Source organism: Phyllobacterium sp. T2-21, assembly GCF_055378485.1.
Genome location: NZ_AP027912.1, coordinates 2,582,030 through 2,598,347, shown reverse-complemented (window position 1 = coordinate 2,598,347; position 16,318 = coordinate 2,582,030). Strand labels below are relative to the sequence as shown.

Genomic DNA, 16,318 nt, shown 5'->3' with positions numbered 1-16,318 from the left:
TTTATTCGATCACAACTAGCAATTCGCCGTATTCGACCGGCTGGCTGTCCTCGATGAGAATGGCCGTGACGGTTCCGGCGCGCGGCGATGGAATCTGGTTCATCGTCTTCATGGCCTCGATGATCATCAGTGTCTGGCCTTCCTTGACCTTCGAACCGACTTCGATGAAGGCGCGGGCGCCCGGCGCCGGGGAGAGGTAGGCCGTGCCGACCATCGGCGAGGGAACCGCATTCTTTGACGGATCACCGGCAGGCTTGGCGGCATCGGCCGGCGCCGCGGAGGCGGCTGGCGCAGCGATGGCGGCGGGAGCCTGCGCATAGACGGCCTGCGGTGCCGCAGCCTGCATCGTGATCTGCCGCGATACGCGAATACGCAGGTCGCCCTGTTCGATCTCGATATCGGTAAGATCCGTCTCGTTCAGAATTTCTGCGAGATCGCGGATCATGACCTTGTCGATCCCGTTGTTTCTGCTAGCCATGCTTTTTCAAGCCCCTTATTTCTGTTCGGCAGCCCTTGTTATTGGGGTGCCGCTGCTTTGACGAGTGCGCGCAAGCCCATCACATAGCCATCCACTCCGAAGCCACATATCACCCCTTTGGCCAAAGGGGAAACGTAGGAGTGATGGCGGAATGACTCGCGCGCGTGAATATTGGACAGATGAACTTCCACCAGCGTGACGGCAGCCGCGCGGATGGCATCATGCAATGCGATTGATGTATGCGTATAGGCAGCCGGATTGATCAGGACAGCGGCGTTTTTCTCGCCTGCCTCCTGAATCCAGGAGACCAGATCACCCTCATGATTGGACTGGCGGAATTCGATCCCGGCGCCCAGCTTTTCCGCCTCGGCGCGGCAGAGAGCCTCGATATCGCTCAATGTGGAAGCGCCATAGATTCCCGGCTCACGCTTTCCCAGCATGTTCAGGTTCGGGCCATTGAGGACAAAGATCAGCTGTTTCATACCATACCGGACATAGTGACGGGTTTCGGAACCCGATGACGGGTCCCATATAGAGCAATGGATAGCCAAATGGAACTAGTTCTCTTTTCCGGATGGCGAAGCAATCCACAAGGAAGGTAGCAGGTCCGATGTTTCTCCACCGGACGAAACTGCCTGACAAAGCGGGTGTTCGCCAGCCGAAAAATCACGCGATTGCCTGTCCGCAAATGGTTTCTGCAGTCATTGGCATGAATGCAGCGCTATTTGTTGCGAATATGGCTGATTTTTTCCGCCAGTGCATCGGCACCGAGGGCACCCGGAACCACCTCGTTGCCGATGATGTAGGACGGTGTGCCGTTGATGTTCAGGGCGTTGGCGAGGTCGTAGTTCTGCTGGAAGGCCTGGGCGATATCAGGTGACTTCATCTTTTCGCGGATCGCTTTCTCGTTGCCGCCGAGCTTGACCGCAATCTGCATCGCCGCGTCTTCCGTAGCGCGGCCGTCACGGCCGAGGAGGTCGCGGTGGAATTCCAGGTATTTTTCCGGCATCAAGGCCTTGAACGCCTTGGCGACAATGTGGGCCTTGGTGGAGTCAGGTCCCAGAATCGGGAATTCCTTCATCACGAAGCGCAGCTTCGGGTCGCTCTTGAGCAGGGCGTCCATGTCGGGCAGGGCGCGCTTGCAGTAGCCGCAATTGTAGTCGAAGAACTCGACGACGGTGACATCGCCCTTGGGATTGCCGAAGACGGCGTCGAGCGACGAGTTGAACAGCTTGTCGTGGTTCTGGCTGATGACCTGACCCTGCGCCTGCTGCTGCGAGGCTTCCTGCTTGGCGCTGAGTGCCGCCTGCGCTTCAAGCAGCACTTCCGGGTTCTTGATCAGGTAATCCTTGATAATGGCCTCAACTTCGGCGCGGTTGACGGTGGAGGACATGGCGGGCTGCGGCGTTGCAGCGGTGCTGGTCTGTGCCATGACAGCCTGTTGGCTGAAACCGAGTGCGGCCAGGACCGCGAGGCCTGCGGATGCACTTACCAGAGCGACTTTTTTCATAACGTCATGTCCTTGTTTGTATCGATGTTGGCAAAAAGCAGGATGATCATGCTCAATTGCGCTTGGAATTGATGATGTCCTGGGCGCGAACCCAGTCTGGCGATCCCTTTGCAAGGGCGCGCTGGGCCCGTATGGCGAAGATCTGTGCGTCCTGGATCTTGCCGGAATAGTATTTTTCCTCAGCTGCGGCGAGGTCCGAACGCGGTCCGTCGCCAAGCTGGCCATAGGCCTGCGCCAGATAGCCGTAGCCGTCGGGGAATTCGCGGTCCCGGTCGATCCCGGCCTGAATTTCCTTGATCGAAGCCTTCAGGTTGGCGGGCGTGCCGCTCAGCATCAGCGCGCGGCCATAGGCCATGCGGATCAGGCCCGATTTGCGCGGATCAAGCGTGCTGGCCTTCTGGTAGGCCGCCGCCGCCTCCATCACCTTGTTCTGCTTCAGGAGGATTTCGCCGCGCATTTCGTGAAAATAGGGATTCTTCGGCTGCTCGCGGATGAGCGCATCGATCTTTCCGAGTGCTTCCTGCGACGAGCCGTTGAGGTAGGTGGCGATGGCATTGCCATAGCGGGCGCCGATATTGTTCGGGTCCTTGCGGAAGTTCTGCAGCACGCTGGCGCCGCCGCCGGTATAGGCGGCGATCTTGCCGCGCATCAGATCATGACGCTGCTGCAGCGCAGGACTGTCCGTCTTGTCGAAATAGGGGCTGGCGCGGGCGAGCGTTTCCAGATTGGCAATGCGCTCGCGCGGCATGGGATGGCTGATGCGGTAGGGATCGGTGCGCGTGCCGCTGAGCGACAGGGCATTGGAGAAACGCTCGAATGTCGTCAGCATGCCCTTCGCCGATTGCCCGGTATTGGCGAGATAGGTGATTGCCGAGCGATCCGCTGCCATTTCTTCCGTGCGCTGATAGCTGAGCAGGCTGCGCATCGCCATCTCCGTGCCGCCCATGGCCACGCCTGTCCCGGCCTGCGCCATGCCGCCCTGCTTGGTCGCGGCCCCTGCAACGGCGGCACCAAGGCCAACCAGCCCGGCAACAACCGCCATGGTCTTGGCGTGCGCCATCTGCTCGCGCAACTGGAACTGGTGCCCGCCCGCCAGGTGCCCGGTTTCATGGGCCAGCACCCCGATGATCTCATTGGGTGTTTCGGCCTGCAGCAGCGCCCCGGTGTTGATGAAAATACGCCGGCCATCCACAAACGCGTTGAAACTGCTGTTGTTGACGAGAACGATGCGAATGGCGCGTTTGCCCAGACCCGCCGTGTTGATGATCGGCGTGGCGTAGTCGGTTACAAGCGCTTCGATTTCAGCATCGCGGACGATGGGAACATTGGACTGTGCCGCAGCAATGCTCGTCTGGACCAGGCTGACAGCGCCCGCAACGAGAGCCGCGACCGTGCTGCGCGCCATGGCAGTCAACGATTGACGGGAAATGATCTGTCGAACTGTCATCATGGCTTATTCGTATCGAAGTCGGTCTTTGAAGGAAAGAGAAGCAAACAGTGTTCTCTTTTTTGTGAGATGGCGGATTATTCCGGCAAATCTGAGGCCCGGCTTAAGGATAGCGCGGGCCTTGATAAAGAAGAACCGGCAAAGATGCCGGTTCTCCAGTTCAGTTATCCACGCGTTTCTGGCTCTCAGAAGAAACCCTTCTTCTGCCACCAGCCGCGCTTCGGCGACGCTTCGCCGTCCTTCTTGTCCTTGGGAGAGGTGGACGTGACGACTGGCGTGCTGTTTTCCACCTTTGCCGGTTCCGCCTTTGCGGGGGCAGCGGGCTCGGGCTGGATTTCCGCCGGAGCGGCAGCTGGCGCCTCCGCCTCGACTGCCGGTGCAGGCTCGGCAACCGTTTCCTCGGCAACCGCCTTCTTGGCGGTCTTGCGCGGTGCGCGTTTCGGCTTGGCTGGAGCCTCGGCTTCGGCTTCAACGGGCGCAGTCTCGGCTGTGGCTTCTGCGACCGGCTCGGCTCCCGCCTTGGCGCGCGGCTTGCGGCGGGAAGGCTTCTTGGCCGGTGCGTCTTCGGCAATCGCCGGTTCCGCTTCAACCACGGTGTCTGCAACGACAACCGTCTCTTCAACCGCAGTCGCCTTGGTTTCAACGGCCGCTGGCTTGCTGAAATCCGGCAGAGGGATGGTCACGAAGACCGGTTCCGCATCGGGCACGGATCTGGCAGCGATCTCCTGATCATCGCCATCTTCCGGACGACGGTTCTTGCGTCCGCCGCGACGGCCGCGCCGGCGCTTCTTGCGGCGTTCGTTCTCTTCCTCGCGGGCTTTGGTTGCTGCTGCATCCTCGCCTTCGACGGCCGGAACATCCGCATCATCACCATCGGTGTCACCGCGCACGGCCTGGCCGGGCTCGCCGGCTGCCGCTTCCTGGCGGTCACGACCGCCGCGCCGCCGCCGCTTGCGCCGGCGTTTGCGGGATGATTCGTCCTGATCGCCCGTGCGGGCGGTTTCACCGGGCTGGGCTTCGCTGTCGGCGTCTTCGTCGATCTCCTCGATCACCGGATCGGTCTCGTCGAAGTCGTCGACAATGCCAAGGGCCGGCGTTTCCGTCAGCGGAACAATCGGGCCAAGCGCAATGGAACCCTTGTCGATGGCGAAATGCTGCGCACCCACGCTCTCGTCGGCCTCGATGCTGATCGTCAGGCCAAAACGCGCTTCCAGATCGGCAAGGTTCTGACGCTTGTGGTTGAGCACATAGAGCGCCGTTGCAACCGTGGTGCGAACGATGATGTTGTTCTGCGAATGACGCAGCAGATATTCCTCGATCGAACGCATGACATGCAGTGCGATGGAGGAGGCGGAGCGCACATGGCCGGTGCCGCCGCAATGCGAGCAGATCTGCGTGGTGCTTTCCAGCACGCTGGCGCGGATGCGCTGGCGCGACATTTCAAGCAGGCCGAAGTGGGAAATGCGGCCGACCTGAATGCGGGCGCGATCGTCCTTCAGGCAATCCTTCAGGCGCTTTTCCACCGCACGGTTGTTGCGGTTTTCTTCCATATCGATGAAGTCGATGACGATCAGACCGGCAAGATCGCGCAACCGCAACTGGCGCGCGACTTCATCTGCCGCTTCAAGATTCGTCTGCAAGGCCGTATCTTCAATCGAATGTTCGCGTGTCGACCGTCCGGAGTTGACGTCGATCGCCACCAGAGCTTCCGTCTGGTTGATGATGATGTAACCACCGGATTTCAACGTCACCTGCGGCTGCAGCATGCGGTCGAGCTGCGCTTCGATGCCGTTGCGCGCAAAGATCGGCGTCAATTCGCGATAGGGCTGCACCACCTTGGCATGGCTCGGCATGAGCATGCGCATGAAGTCCTTGGCCTCGCGGTAACCGTTTTCACCGGCGACGAGCACTTCCGTGATGTCCTTGTTGTAGAGATCGCGGATGGAGCGCTTGATCAGGCTGCCTTCCTCATAGACGAGGGTCGGCGCGCTGGAGGCGAGGGTGAGGCTGCGGACATTTTCCCACAGGCGCATCAGATATTCGTAGTCGCGCTTCACTTCCGGCTTGGTGCGCATCGCACCGGCCGTGCGCAGGATCACACCCATGCCCTTGGGCACTTCGAGGTCCTTGACGATATCCTTCAGGCGCTTGCGGTCCTGGATGCTGGTGATCTTGCGCGAAATGCCGCCGCCGCGCGCGGTGTTCGGCATCAGGACGGAATAACGGCCGGCGAGCGAGAGATACGTGGTCAGGGCCGCGCCCTTGTTGCCGCGCTCTTCCTTGACAACCTGAACCAGCAGGATCTGCCGGCGCTTGATCACGTCCTGGATGTTGTACTGGCGGCGCTGGAAGCGCTGATGCGTCGGAACTTCTTCCATGGCATCTTCGGCACCGATGGAATCGACTTCGTCGAGCTCGTCATGCGGCTCTTCCTTGTCGTCCTGCGACCGGCGCTTCGACCGGCGCGGCTGGTGGTCGCCGTCGTCAGCCCTTTCAGCGGCATCCGTGGCAGCGTCGGCCGCATCGTTGGTGTCAACGACAACGGCTTCCGAAATGACATCGGCGTCGATGGCGGCAGCAAGTGTCTGCCCGCCATTGTTTTCGGAAGAGGGGTTTTCATCCGATGCAGCCTGCTCCGATGATTCGTGGCTGTCGCCAGCTTCATCGGCGGCAGCGTTCTCGTCATCCGCCGAATCGAGCTTGACCGATTCGTCGCCCTGGCGCGTGCCGCGACGGCTGCGGCGGCGATTGCGCTGTCCGCGATCGTTGCGATCGCGGGTGCGCTGCTCGCCGGCGGCTTCCTCGTGGTCTTCGTCCTGGCTGGCTGCCTCGGCTTCCGCGTCGATCAGGGCCTGACGATCCGCCATCGGAATCTGATAGTAGTCAGGATGGATTTCGCTGAACGCGAGAAAGCCATGGCGATTGCCGCCATATTCAACGAAAGCTGCCTGAAGCGATGGTTCTACACGTGTGACACGCGCGAGATAGATATTGCCTTTGATCTGTTTCTTGTGTTCCGACTCAAAGTCAAATTCTTCAATCCGGTTGCCGCGAACCACGACAACGCGCGTTTCCTCCTGGTGGGAGGCGTCGATTAGCATTTTGTCCGACATTATGATTCTTCTCCCCGGCTGAAACGCTCAAAACGCGGGACAACCGGGACGCCCAAAGGGGTGCCGGAGCCGCGGTTTCACATTTGCCGGATATATTAAGGTTCGCAGAAACAGACAGACACGGCATCACGCGGTGTTGCTTTTCAGCACCCGCGGCTTTCAAGCCGGTAATAGTCACGCCTGTGTCAAACATTTCTGTTCCTGACGAAACGACCTCTACGAATGGCATGCTCTGAAGCATTGCCGACCCGTTACTGCGCCGTGCGTCTTTTCGGACGCACAGAGGCGCAGTAACAACTAAGATTGCGCATAATCCTTATCCAAAAATCGAAAATGATCTTTGGGGTTATGCGGTAACACCCTCGAAAGGGCTGGCTCGACGCGCCTTGTCTGCGCCATCTGCCGTTCACACAAAGCGCAGCCGACATTCCCTGTCTGCTCACGCCAAATTCTTTTCCGGTTACCACAGCGATGCTTCGCTTCTGCCACTCCGTGTCTCTGCCTTCAGTGTCAGCCGGCCAATTGCCGTGACATAGCGAGCATGATTCCGGATGGCGGAAAGTAACCCACCTTTGCTTTTAGGAGGTGTGTCGCGTTATGACAAGGCCTTCTTCATAATCGTGTCATCGCTATGGCACAGAAGTGGCGGTCACGATAACAGCGGGATAACGGGGATAGGCGGTTAATAAGATTAAATTAACCACGACGAGTTACCTATCATTCACATATAATGTGGCTCCGTCTGATACGAAATAGCACCAGAGGGGATGATTGCCCGGCACGCGCCGGCGTCCATCTGCAATGACATGAATGTGATCTGCCGGTTTTTGGTAACAGTCTTTCTGGTCTCGGTTGCTGTCGCGCAATCCGGCCAGGGCGCGGTTGCGGCCGATGAACTGGCGGCGCTGACCTACCAGGCGGCTGGCGACGAACTGCGCACCCGCGTCGTGATCAATTTCGACCATGAGCCAGAAGTGTCGACGCTGCTGCTGGGCGAGCCGCATCGCCTGGTGATCGATCTGCCGAAAGCCGTCTTTGCCTTTGACAAGAAATCGCTGGAGCCGCGCGGACTGATCGACAATGTGCGTTACGGGATGATCAGCGATGCCCGTTCGCGGCTCATCTTTACCATGAAGGGCCCGTTCAGCGTCGAACGCGTCGATGTGCTCAAGAATGACAACAGTCCGGGCTATCGCCTTGTTGCCGATCTTGTCGCCTCGTCGGACCGGCAGTTCGCCGATGTCCTCAAAAACCAGAATGCACCCACCGCATCCACGCAGGTTGGCCCCAAGGGCGACCGCGTTGCCAGTGCTGCGCCCGTGGAAGTCGACAAGGCGCCCAAGCCGTTCACCGTTGTCGTGGATGCGGGGCATGGCGGCATAGACAGCGGCGCGGAAAGCACCGGCGGCATCATGGAAAAAGATGTCACCCTGATGTTCGCACGCGAGCTGCGCGATCAGCTGAGCAAGATTCCCGGCCTGCGGATCGAGATGACGCGTGACAGCGACGAATTCCTGCGCCTGCCGGAACGCGTGCGCATCGCCCGGCAATATGAGGCTGATCTGTTCATCTCGGTGCACGCCGATACGATCAACCAGCGCAACATTCGCGGCGCGACGGTCTATACGGTTTCAGACAAGGCGTCCGATGCCGCATCGCGCGCCATGGCCGACCGCGAAAACAAGGCCGATGCGGTTGCCGGTGTTGCCTTTGACAATGAGACGCCGGAAATTGCCGATATTCTCATGGATCTGACCCGGCGCGAGACGCATACGTTCTCGCTCAGTTTCGCCAAGGGTGTGGTGCGGGCGCTCAAGGGCGATGTGAACATGATCAACAATCCGCACCGTTTCGCCGGGTTCCAGGTGTTGCGGGCACCCGATGTGCCGTCCGTGCTGGTTGAAATCGGCTATTTGTCCAATGACGAAGACGCAAAACTGATGCTCGACCCGGCATGGCGGACCCATGTGGCGGAACGGCTTGCTGCAGCCGTTGGCGAATTTTCAGGAAAAAAGACAGCAGGCGCATCGAATTGACAGTTTCCGACAGCGTTTATGCAACGATTGACCATCAGACAGTTCGCGGAGCCTAATATACTTGTCTGTGCGTTGCCGAAACTCCACAATTGGTATTTAAATTGTGCGCAGAACCGGGTTGTCCTTGCCTTTGTCACATTTGTCGCTCAATTGCGTCACTGAATTTGCCGGGCGTTGTGTATTCCGGTTGGAGTACCGGGAACCTGCTTCCCGGAGTGCGATTTGCATTGACCAAGATCGTGCATCGATTATCGATATGCCAAATGGATGAAACGGGTTCCGGATACAAATGATACGCTTGATCGGATATTTTTTCGGAATCGGTACCGTCGTCGCGCTGCTGGCCGCGGGCGGTGCAGCGCTCTATGTGGTCAAAGTCTCCAAAGACCTGCCCGATTATGAAGTTCTGGCCAAATACGAGCCGCCTGTCATGACGCGCATTCACGCGTCCGATGGAGCGCTGATGGCTGAATTCGCCCGGCAGCGCCGCCTCTATCTGCCGATCCAGGCCATTCCGGACCGGGTGAAGGCCGCATTCGTGTCGGCGGAAGACAAGAATTTCTATCAGCATCCGGGTATCGACATCAGCGGCCTTGCCCGCGCCGTTATCGTCAACGTGCAGAATTGGGGCTCGCGCCGCCCGGTTGGTGCATCCACCATTACCCAGCAGGTGGCAAAGAACTTCCTCCTGTCGTCCGACCAGACGATGGGCCGCAAGGTGAAGGAAGCCATCCTGTCCTTCCGCATCGAGCAGGCCTATTCGAAGGACCGCATTCTCGAACTTTACCTCAACGAAATTTTCTTCGGTCTCAATTCCTACGGTATCGCCGGTGCGGCACTGACCTATTACAACAAGTCGGTCAATGAGCTTACCATCGCCGAGGCGGCCTATCTGGCTGCGCTGCCCAAGGGACCGTCCAATTATCATCCGTTCCGCCAGACGGAGCGGGCGCTGGAGCGCCGCAACTGGGTGATCGACCGCATGGCCGAGAACGGCTACATCACAACGGACGAAGCCAAGACGGCCAAGACCGAACCGCTCGGCGTGACCCCGCGTCATACCGGCAACTACCTGTTCGCGTCCGAATATTTCACGGAAGAAGTCCGCCGTCAGATCATCGGCAAGTATGGTGAAAACGCGCTCTATGAGGGCGGGTTGTCCGTGCGCACCACACTTGACCCCAAGATGCAGGTGCAGGCCCGCGCCGCCCTGCAGCACGGGCTGTTCAAGTATGACGAAGCCAAGGGCTACCGCGGTCCGTACAAGACGATTTCCACCATCGGCGACTGGGGTATTCCTCTGGCCGAGATCAAGCCGTTTTCCGATGTTCCGGACTGGCAGCTCGCGGTCATTCTCGAGGTAACGCCGACCCAGGCGGTCATTGGCCTGCAGCCCGAGCGCAACGATGCCAACAGTCTGGTTACCGCGCGCAAGAAGGGCACGATTGCCGCTGCCGATATCAAATGGGCCATGAATCTCTACAAGGATGGCAGGCGCACATCGGTGAAATCACTGGAGGGCGTGTTCAAACCCGGTGATGTGGTGTTCGTGCAGAAGAAGGAAGGCAGTGATACGGCCTTCGATCTGCACCAGGTGCCGGGAATCGAAGGTGCAATGGTTGCCATGGACCCGCATACCGGCCGTGTGCTCGCGATGGTCGGCGGCTTCTCCTTCGCCGAATCGGAATTCAACCGCGCCACGCAGGCCATGCGCCAGCCGGGTTCCTCCTTCAAGCCGTTCGTCTATTCGGCCGCGCTGGACAATGGCTACACCCCGGCATCGGTGGTGCTGGACGGTCCGATCTCGATCGACCAGGGCGGCAGTCTCGGCATTTGGGCACCGAAGAATTATGGCGGCAAGTTTGCCGGCCCGTCCACCCTGCGCTACGGCATCGAGCAGTCGCGCAACCTGATGACGGTGCGTCTGGCGCAGGACATGGGCATGAAGCTCGTTGCCGAATATGCCGAACGGTTCGGCATCTATGACAAGATGCTGCCGGTTCTGGCCATGGCGCTCGGGTCGGGCGAAACCACCGTGATGCGCATGGTGACGGGCTATTCGATCATCGCCAATGGCGGACGCAAGATCACGCCATCGATCATCGACCGCGTGCAGGACCGTTACGGCAAGACCATCTTCAAGCACGATGAGCGCAAATGCGACAACTGCTCTGCCGAGGACTGGAAGAACCAGCCGGAGCCGGAGCTGGTCGACGACCGCGATCAGGTGCTTGACCCGATGACCGCCTATCAGATCACGTCGATGATGGAAGGCGTCATCCAGCGCGGTACGGCAACCATCCTGAAGAGCCTCAACCGTCCGATCGCCGGCAAGACCGGTACGACGAACGACGAGAAGGACGCCTGGTTCATCGGCTTCACGCCGGACCTCGTTGTCGGCCTCTATCTCGGCTACGACACGCCGACGCCCATGGGCCATGGCGGCACCGGCGGCGGCCTTGCGACCCCGGTCTTCAAGGATTTCATGGATGCTGCCATGAAGGGCCAGCGTTCGGTTGACTTCCGTGTGCCGGAAGGCATGACCGTTGTGGCGATTGACCGCAAGACCGGCATGCGCGCCACCGAAGGCCAGCCGAATGTGATCATGGAAGCCTTCAAGCCGGGCACGGGCCCTGCGGACAGCTATTCCGTCATTGGCGCGAATTCCTTCTCGGAAGGAGCGCCCATGGAGGTGCAGTCTCCGAACGTCAACAGGGTCATTCAGGGCGGCGGCGGCGGACTTTTCTGACCGATCGAGCCGGTGAACTTTCGTAAAGTCTGAAGACTTTACATCGCGCGGACCAGTGAATATGGTCCGCCGCAATTCGAAAACAATGCAAAAGCAGAAGGAACGGACAGCCAATGCGCGCTGAAATCGAGACGCTGGTCGACGAGATCAAGCAGGCCATAAGCCTGCTGAGGAGGCATCTTTGACTGGGATACGTCAATCAAACGCCTTGGCTATCTGAACCAGCTTGCCGAAGATCCAGCGCTGTGGAATGATGCGCAGGAAGCCCAGAAGCTCATGCGCGAGCGCCAGCAGCTGGAAGACGGCATCAACTCCATCCGCACGCTCAGCCAGTCGCTCGAAGACAATATCGAGCTGATCGCCATGGGTGACGAAGAGGGCGACAAGTCCATCGTCACCGAGGCGGAAGAAGCCATTCGCGCCATCAAGGTGGAAGTGGACCGCCGCCAGATCGATACGCTGCTGTCGGGCGAAGCCGATGCCAATGACACCTATGTCGAAGTGCATTCAGGGGCAGGCGGCACGGAAAGCCAGGACTGGGCATCGATGCTGCTGCGCATGTACACGCGCTGGGCCGACCGCAAGGGCATGAAGGTCGAGCTGCTCGAAATCCACGACGGCGAAGAGGCGGGCATCAAGTCGGCCACCATCCTGATCAAGGGCCACAATGCCTATGGTCTGATGAAGACCGAATCGGGCGTGCACCGGCTGGTGCGCATCTCGCCGTATGATTCCAATGCGCGGCGCCATACATCCTTCTCCAGCATCTGGGTCTATCCCGTCGTCGATGACAATATCGAGATCGCGGTGACGGAATCGGATGTGCGCATCGATACCTATCGCGCGTCTGGTGCCGGCGGTCAGCACGTCAACACGACGGACTCGGCCGTGCGTATCACGCATATCGCAACCGGTATCGTCGTGCAGTGCCAGGCGGAACGCTCGCAGCACAAGAACCGTGCCACGGCATGGTCGATGCTGCGCGCGCGGCTCTACGAAGCGGAACTGGAAAAGCGCGAGCAGGCGGCCGATGCCATCTCCGCGTCCAAGACGGATATCGGCTGGGGCCACCAGATCCGCTCCTACGTCCTGCAGCCCTATCAGCTGGTCAAGGATTTGCGCACCGGCGTCGAAAGCACCAGCCCGCAGGATGTGCTCGACGGCGATGTCGACATGTTCATGGAAGCGGCTCTCGCGCACCGCGTGCACGGCAGCGATGTGGAAGTGCAGGATATCGCTTAAATCCAGGCGTATTGTCTGAACAAAAATCCCCGGCTGGAGACGTCCTGCCGGGGATTTTTTATGGGCCAACCAATTTTTCCCGATATTTTGTTCAGGTTATTTGTTTCGAAATCTTTCTTCAGGTTTTGAAAATATTTGTATAATTTCGATTTGAGTTTTAATTACAATAATTTGGATATTGCTGTTGAGTATCTCTCTATATAGCTTCGCCGCGTCCGGGGTGGACTGTATTACTTGGGGGAAATATGAAACGGATTGCTGTCGGTCTTATGTCGTTGTTTGTCACCGCATGTGCGACAACGAGCGAAATGCCATTGGCACAGAATATGGTGCGGCTTGACACGCAGGCAAGCGGACTGCTGTTTGTAGGCAGTGCTCCCGCCATAACCATGAAGAAGGCCGCTGAAGCGACCTTAAGACGGGGGTATACCCATTTCCGCTTGGAACAAGCTTCAACGTCACAAGGTGAAAGACTAGCCGGAATACAGACTTGGGGTTCGGGCACCGCCAACGCAAATCTGTACGGCAACACCGCCTATGGCACCTACACGAGACAGGGATTTGCAACACCAGTCTATGCGCCAACGGCAAATGTTGGGGTTACCGTCGTTATGTTTCGAGCGAAAGAAGCAGGTGCACGTGGCGCATTTGACGCCAATGATGTTCTGAAAAAGCAAGGTAAGTTGTAGGGCAAACTTTGCAGTACAAAACCCGCTATCTGCGGGTTTTGTACTTTCTGGGCGTGAATACGAGAGGTGGCGACAGTCAGGTTGCTCATAGCTACCGGATAGCAACGATGAAACTGTCACGGACCTTTGGTAGGAACCGGGTGAACAAGCCGGGACAGCCTTCGTGATCACTTTTGACAACGTACATCTGCGCGCCTTCCGATACGATGAAGTTGAAACGCTGCGGGCCATCGAGCGGGTCGCCCGCTCGCGCTATGCACAACTCGACGGTTTTGCAGCCGTCGTGCAGGCGCCGCCGATAGCGCCGGAACGCTTTCTAAGCGGGGAGACCGTGGTCGCTGAAGCCACTGGCAAAGCTTGCGGGTATGTGTTGATGCAGCCGCTCGATGGAATGATGTACATTGCCAACATCATGGTCGAGCCTGCGGCCTCCGGCAGAGGCGTGGGAGCAGGGCTCTTGGCGGCGGTTCACAGCCGAGCAATGGAACTGAACCTTTCCGGAATCGCGCTCACGACGTTTCAATCGCCCCGCTGGAATGGTCCGTGGTTTCGCAAGGCTGGTTTTATATCCATGCCAGACGACCGGATCGGGGATGGATTAGCCGCGATCCTTTCGCGCCATGCCACGTTTCTGGACATGAGCAAGCGCGAAACGCTGTGGAAGAAGCTTGGCGACAAACATCCGGGCGGCTTGGCTCAATCCCTGCCGTCTGCTTTGTCCCAAGGATAAAACTGCCATTTTCGTTTGATTGCGGCGTGCAGGTCGAGCCCGTTCTGATCGGTAAAGAGGATGATATGGCCGAACAGATCAGCAGCTTCATCGGCAAGGTCCTGCCGGAGTTCTGCTTCTGATCGGCCCTTGTGTCGCGCACGTCCGTGGAGCCTGTTCCAGACCTGGGTCAGTTCGCCGATTTCCTCGTGCATCTTGAGAACGAACCAGTCGCGGTCTCTCTTGATGCCATTCAACTCCGCATAGCTTGCGGACGCTCTTTCAAATTGCGCTGCCAGTGATCGAAGCATCATTTTCCTCATCGTAGACGTATGCGTTCACGATATGTTCGATGCTTTTCCATGTCAATTTTGAAAACTCAAAGCAGGCGATTTTAAAGTTCCGCGGCGACCTCGCGGCCGATGGTCAGGAAACCCGCAGGATTGACGGCGCTGCCGTTCCGGCGCACCTCGTAATGGAGATGCGGGCCGGTCGAGCGCCCGGTGCTGCCGACCTTGCCGACGACGTCGCCGATCTTGATTTTTTGGCCGGGGGTGACGAGAATCTGGCTCATATGGCCGTAGCGGGTGGAGAGGCCGTTGCCGTGGTCGACCTCCACCATATTGCCGTAGCCGCCATTGTAGCCCGCTTCGGTGACCGTGCCGTTGGCTGTGGCGCGCACCGACGAGCCGCTCATGGCGCGAAAATCGATGCCGGAGTGAAACGCCATCGAGCCGATGATCGGGTCCTTGCGCACGCCGAACGTGCTGGAAACCGGCATGCCGGGGACCGGATTGGAGATCGGGATGGATTTGGCAAGGGCCTTGGCGCCTTCCAGCCGTTCGAGTGCCTGATCGAGATCGTTCAGCTTGGCGTCAAACGGGGCAATGCTGCCGGCGGGAATGAACGGGCCGCCCGTATCCGACTTTTCATCGAGAACGGGTTTCACCCCGGTTGCGGCAAGCGCTTCCATGATCTTGTCGGCATTCTCGTAGGCCGTATTGGACAGCGCCTGCATCTGGGCGATCTGTTTGGTCTCGATATCCGTCAGCGATGTATTGACCGATTTCAGCAGCAGTTCGGCCTTGTCGACACTCTTGCGCGGCTTGTCATCGCGCGGTGCCGGTTTGCGGGTCACGCTGGTCGGACCGGTGATGATCGGATCGATGCCATAGAATGCGTCATCATCATTCGATTTGACGATATCCTGGCCGTTGCTGTCCATCGGCGCATTGCTGTCCGCCTCGGGCGGAATGGCAGCGCCGGCATGTTCTGCCCGCTGCAGCATGGGGGCAAGCTTGGCATGGCGTTCCGTAAGGGATTTCTGTCGCTGGATGAGTTCGGCGACCTTGCCTTCCATCGCCTGCTGGTCGAGCAGCTGGCGGCTGGTGACCTGATCGAGCTGGGTGCGCAGGCTGGCGATGCGGTCTTCATAGGCCTGCTGCAGCCGCGCCTGACGCGCGACGCTGCCATTGATCAGGTCATCGCGGAAAACCAGATAGGAGGTGGCAATGAGGTAGGTGCCCGCCAGCGCAAAGGCCAGTGTGCCGCCAAGAATGGCGGCCCAGGGGCGCAGGGTGAAATGACGGATCGTTTCGCCCCGCGCGATGATGATCGTGTGGGGTTCCTGCTGGTTGCTGAAGATGGGGGAGTGTTTTGCCTTCTTCATGGCCGCTTCGCTCGTCATTTTGCAGCTTCAATTTATAGAAGGCATTACACCCCGTTATGGTTAACAAATCCTGACGGAGCGCCGATTTTCCATCAATTTCAGGTAGAAAGCGGTTGAGTTCGGTCTAGAGAGCCCTGGTTGCTTCGAGAACTTCGGCCGCGTGATTGGGAACCTTCACCTTGTTCCATATTTTTGCGATCCTGCCGTTCGAATCGATCAGGAAGGTGGTGCGTTCAACGCCCATATATTTGCGGCCATACATGCTTTTTTCGGCCCACACGCCATAGGCTTCCAGAATGGTCTTCTGCTCATCGGCGACCAGATCCACCTTGAGATCGTACTTCGTCTTGAACTTGTCGTGCTTCTTCGTCGGATCGGGCGACATGCCGATGACCTTGGCTCCAAGCTTGTCGAATTCCGGCTTCAGCCCGGAAAACTCGATGGCTTCCTGGGTGCAGCCGCTCGTATCGTCCTTGGGATAGAAATAGAGAACGACAGGTTTCCCGCGCAATTCAGCCAGGGAAAGCGTTCCGCCGCCATCGCGGGGAAGGGTGAAATCCGGGGCAGAACTGCCGATATCGAGCGTTGTCATAGGAAAGCCTTTCTTTCATCATTGAATGCGCGTCTCAGTTAGGCAACTATAAGAGAGGCACGGGAATCGTCTACGGTTTCCCAC

Annotated in this window: 13 protein-coding genes; 5 read left to right on the top strand and 8 right to left on the bottom strand. The window is 58.8% G+C overall.

The annotated features are described in order from the left end of the window. Position 1 precedes the first annotated feature (1 nt). The 5 genes from accB to ACZ5FP_RS13065 all read right to left on the bottom strand — a co-directional run bounded on the left by accB (position 2) and on the right by ACZ5FP_RS13065 (position 6,548). A complete protein-coding gene (accB, locus tag ACZ5FP_RS13085) occupies positions 2–478 on the bottom strand; it encodes an acetyl-CoA carboxylase biotin carboxyl carrier protein (RefSeq protein WP_346306235.1) in 477 nt (158 codons plus the stop codon). A 38-nt stretch (positions 479–516) separates the two neighbouring features. After that, positions 517–960 carry a type II 3-dehydroquinate dehydratase gene (aroQ, locus tag ACZ5FP_RS13080; RefSeq protein ID WP_105732638.1) on the bottom strand — a complete coding sequence of 148 codons (444 nt, stop codon included), beginning with the start codon at positions 958–960 and terminating at the stop codon, positions 517–519. Between the two features lie 239 nt (positions 961–1,199). After that, complete coding sequence (locus ACZ5FP_RS13075) at positions 1,200–1,988, bottom strand: DsbA family protein (protein WP_223613208.1); 789 nt, start codon at positions 1,986–1,988, stop codon at positions 1,200–1,202. A gap of 52 nt (positions 1,989–2,040) precedes the next feature. Next, positions 2,041–3,435, bottom strand: a complete 1,395-nt coding sequence (locus tag ACZ5FP_RS13070; protein ID WP_403177643.1) for a M48 family metalloprotease — start codon at positions 3,433–3,435, stop codon at positions 2,041–2,043. A gap of 185 nt (positions 3,436–3,620) precedes the next feature. Next, entirely contained in the window at positions 3,621–6,548 is a 2,928-nt protein-coding gene (locus ACZ5FP_RS13065; protein WP_464660583.1) for an Rne/Rng family ribonuclease, read from the bottom strand. Between the two features lie 767 nt (positions 6,549–7,315). On the opposite strand from ACZ5FP_RS13065, the gene ACZ5FP_RS13060 reads away from it, so the two are divergent. The 5 genes from ACZ5FP_RS13060 (at position 7,316) to ACZ5FP_RS13040 (ending at position 13,994) form a co-directional block, all read left to right on the top strand. Then, complete coding sequence (locus ACZ5FP_RS13060; protein ID WP_464660582.1) at positions 7,316–8,584, top strand: N-acetylmuramoyl-L-alanine amidase; 1,269 nt, start codon at positions 7,316–7,318, stop codon at positions 8,582–8,584. Between the two features lie 289 nt (positions 8,585–8,873). Then, on the top strand, positions 8,874–11,333 hold the full coding sequence (locus ACZ5FP_RS13055) for a penicillin-binding protein 1A (protein ID WP_464660580.1): 2,460 nt from the start codon (positions 8,874–8,876) through the stop codon (positions 11,331–11,333). A gap of 113 nt (positions 11,334–11,446) precedes the next feature. Then, positions 11,447–12,575 (top strand): peptide chain release factor 2 gene (gene prfB / locus ACZ5FP_RS13050; RefSeq protein WP_288191627.1). Its coding sequence is split into 2 segments (ribosomal slippage): positions 11,447–11,515 and positions 11,517–12,575, totalling 1,128 coding nucleotides; the frame shifts between segments, so codons are not numbered across the junction. A 245-nt stretch (positions 12,576–12,820) separates the two neighbouring features. Further along, on the top strand, positions 12,821–13,264 hold the full coding sequence (locus tag ACZ5FP_RS13045) for a hypothetical protein (RefSeq protein ID WP_223613214.1): 444 nt from the start codon (positions 12,821–12,823) through the stop codon (positions 13,262–13,264). Positions 13,265–13,427: 163 nt separating this feature from the next. Further along, the gene (locus tag ACZ5FP_RS13040; RefSeq protein ID WP_464660578.1) at positions 13,428–13,994 is read left to right on the top strand and encodes a GNAT family N-acetyltransferase; all 567 of its coding nucleotides are present in this window, start codon (positions 13,428–13,430) and stop codon (positions 13,992–13,994) included. Here the strand turns inward: ACZ5FP_RS13040 and ACZ5FP_RS13035 are convergent. From ACZ5FP_RS13035 to bcp, 3 genes are all read right to left on the bottom strand, one after another. Then, positions 13,961–14,284 (bottom strand): pyrophosphatase, encoded by a 324-nt coding sequence (locus ACZ5FP_RS13035; protein ID WP_464663261.1) that lies wholly within the window; start codon positions 14,282–14,284, stop codon positions 13,961–13,963. The two genes, ACZ5FP_RS13040 and ACZ5FP_RS13035, sit on opposite strands and share 34 nt — an antisense overlap. A gap of 83 nt (positions 14,285–14,367) precedes the next feature. Further along, positions 14,368–15,660: a M23 family metallopeptidase gene (locus tag ACZ5FP_RS13030; RefSeq protein ID WP_464660577.1), complete on the bottom strand. Its 1,293-nt coding sequence runs from the start codon at positions 15,658–15,660 to the stop codon at positions 14,368–14,370. A 106-nt stretch (positions 15,661–15,766) separates the two neighbouring features. Continuing rightward, positions 15,767–16,234, bottom strand: coding sequence for a thioredoxin-dependent thiol peroxidase (gene bcp, locus ACZ5FP_RS13025; protein ID WP_288191625.1), 468 nt, complete (start codon positions 16,232–16,234; stop codon positions 15,767–15,769). Between the last annotated feature and the right edge of the window lie 84 nt (positions 16,235–16,318).

Bases quoted from the DNA above. Each gene is read 5' to 3' on its own strand.
- ACZ5FP_RS13055 (WP_464660580.1), top strand. From the start codon at position 8,874: ATGATACGCTTGATCGGATATTTTTTCGGAATCGGTACCGTCGTCGCG.
- bcp (WP_288191625.1), bottom strand. From the start codon at position 16,234: ATGACAACGCTCGATATCGGCAGTTCTGCCCCGGATTTCACCCTTCCC.
- aroQ (WP_105732638.1), bottom strand. From the start codon at position 960: ATGAAACAGCTGATCTTTGTCCTCAATGGCCCGAACCTGAACATGCTG.
- ACZ5FP_RS13045 (WP_223613214.1), top strand. From the start codon at position 12,821: ATGAAACGGATTGCTGTCGGTCTTATGTCGTTGTTTGTCACCGCATGT.
- ACZ5FP_RS13070 (WP_403177643.1), bottom strand. From the start codon at position 3,435: ATGACAGTTCGACAGATCATTTCCCGTCAATCGTTGACTGCCATGGCG.
- ACZ5FP_RS13035 (WP_464663261.1), bottom strand. From the start codon at position 14,284: ATGCTTCGATCACTGGCAGCGCAATTTGAAAGAGCGTCCGCAAGCTAT.
- ACZ5FP_RS13075 (WP_223613208.1), bottom strand. From the start codon at position 1,988: ATGAAAAAAGTCGCTCTGGTAAGTGCATCCGCAGGCCTCGCGGTCCTG.
- ACZ5FP_RS13065 (WP_464660583.1), bottom strand. From the start codon at position 6,548: ATGTCGGACAAAATGCTAATCGACGCCTCCCACCAGGAGGAAACGCGC.
- ACZ5FP_RS13030 (WP_464660577.1), bottom strand. From the start codon at position 15,660: ATGACGAGCGAAGCGGCCATGAAGAAGGCAAAACACTCCCCCATCTTC.
- accB (WP_346306235.1), bottom strand. From the start codon at position 478: ATGGCTAGCAGAAACAACGGGATCGACAAGGTCATGATCCGCGATCTC.
- ACZ5FP_RS13060 (WP_464660582.1), top strand. From the start codon at position 7,316: ATGATTGCCCGGCACGCGCCGGCGTCCATCTGCAATGACATGAATGTG.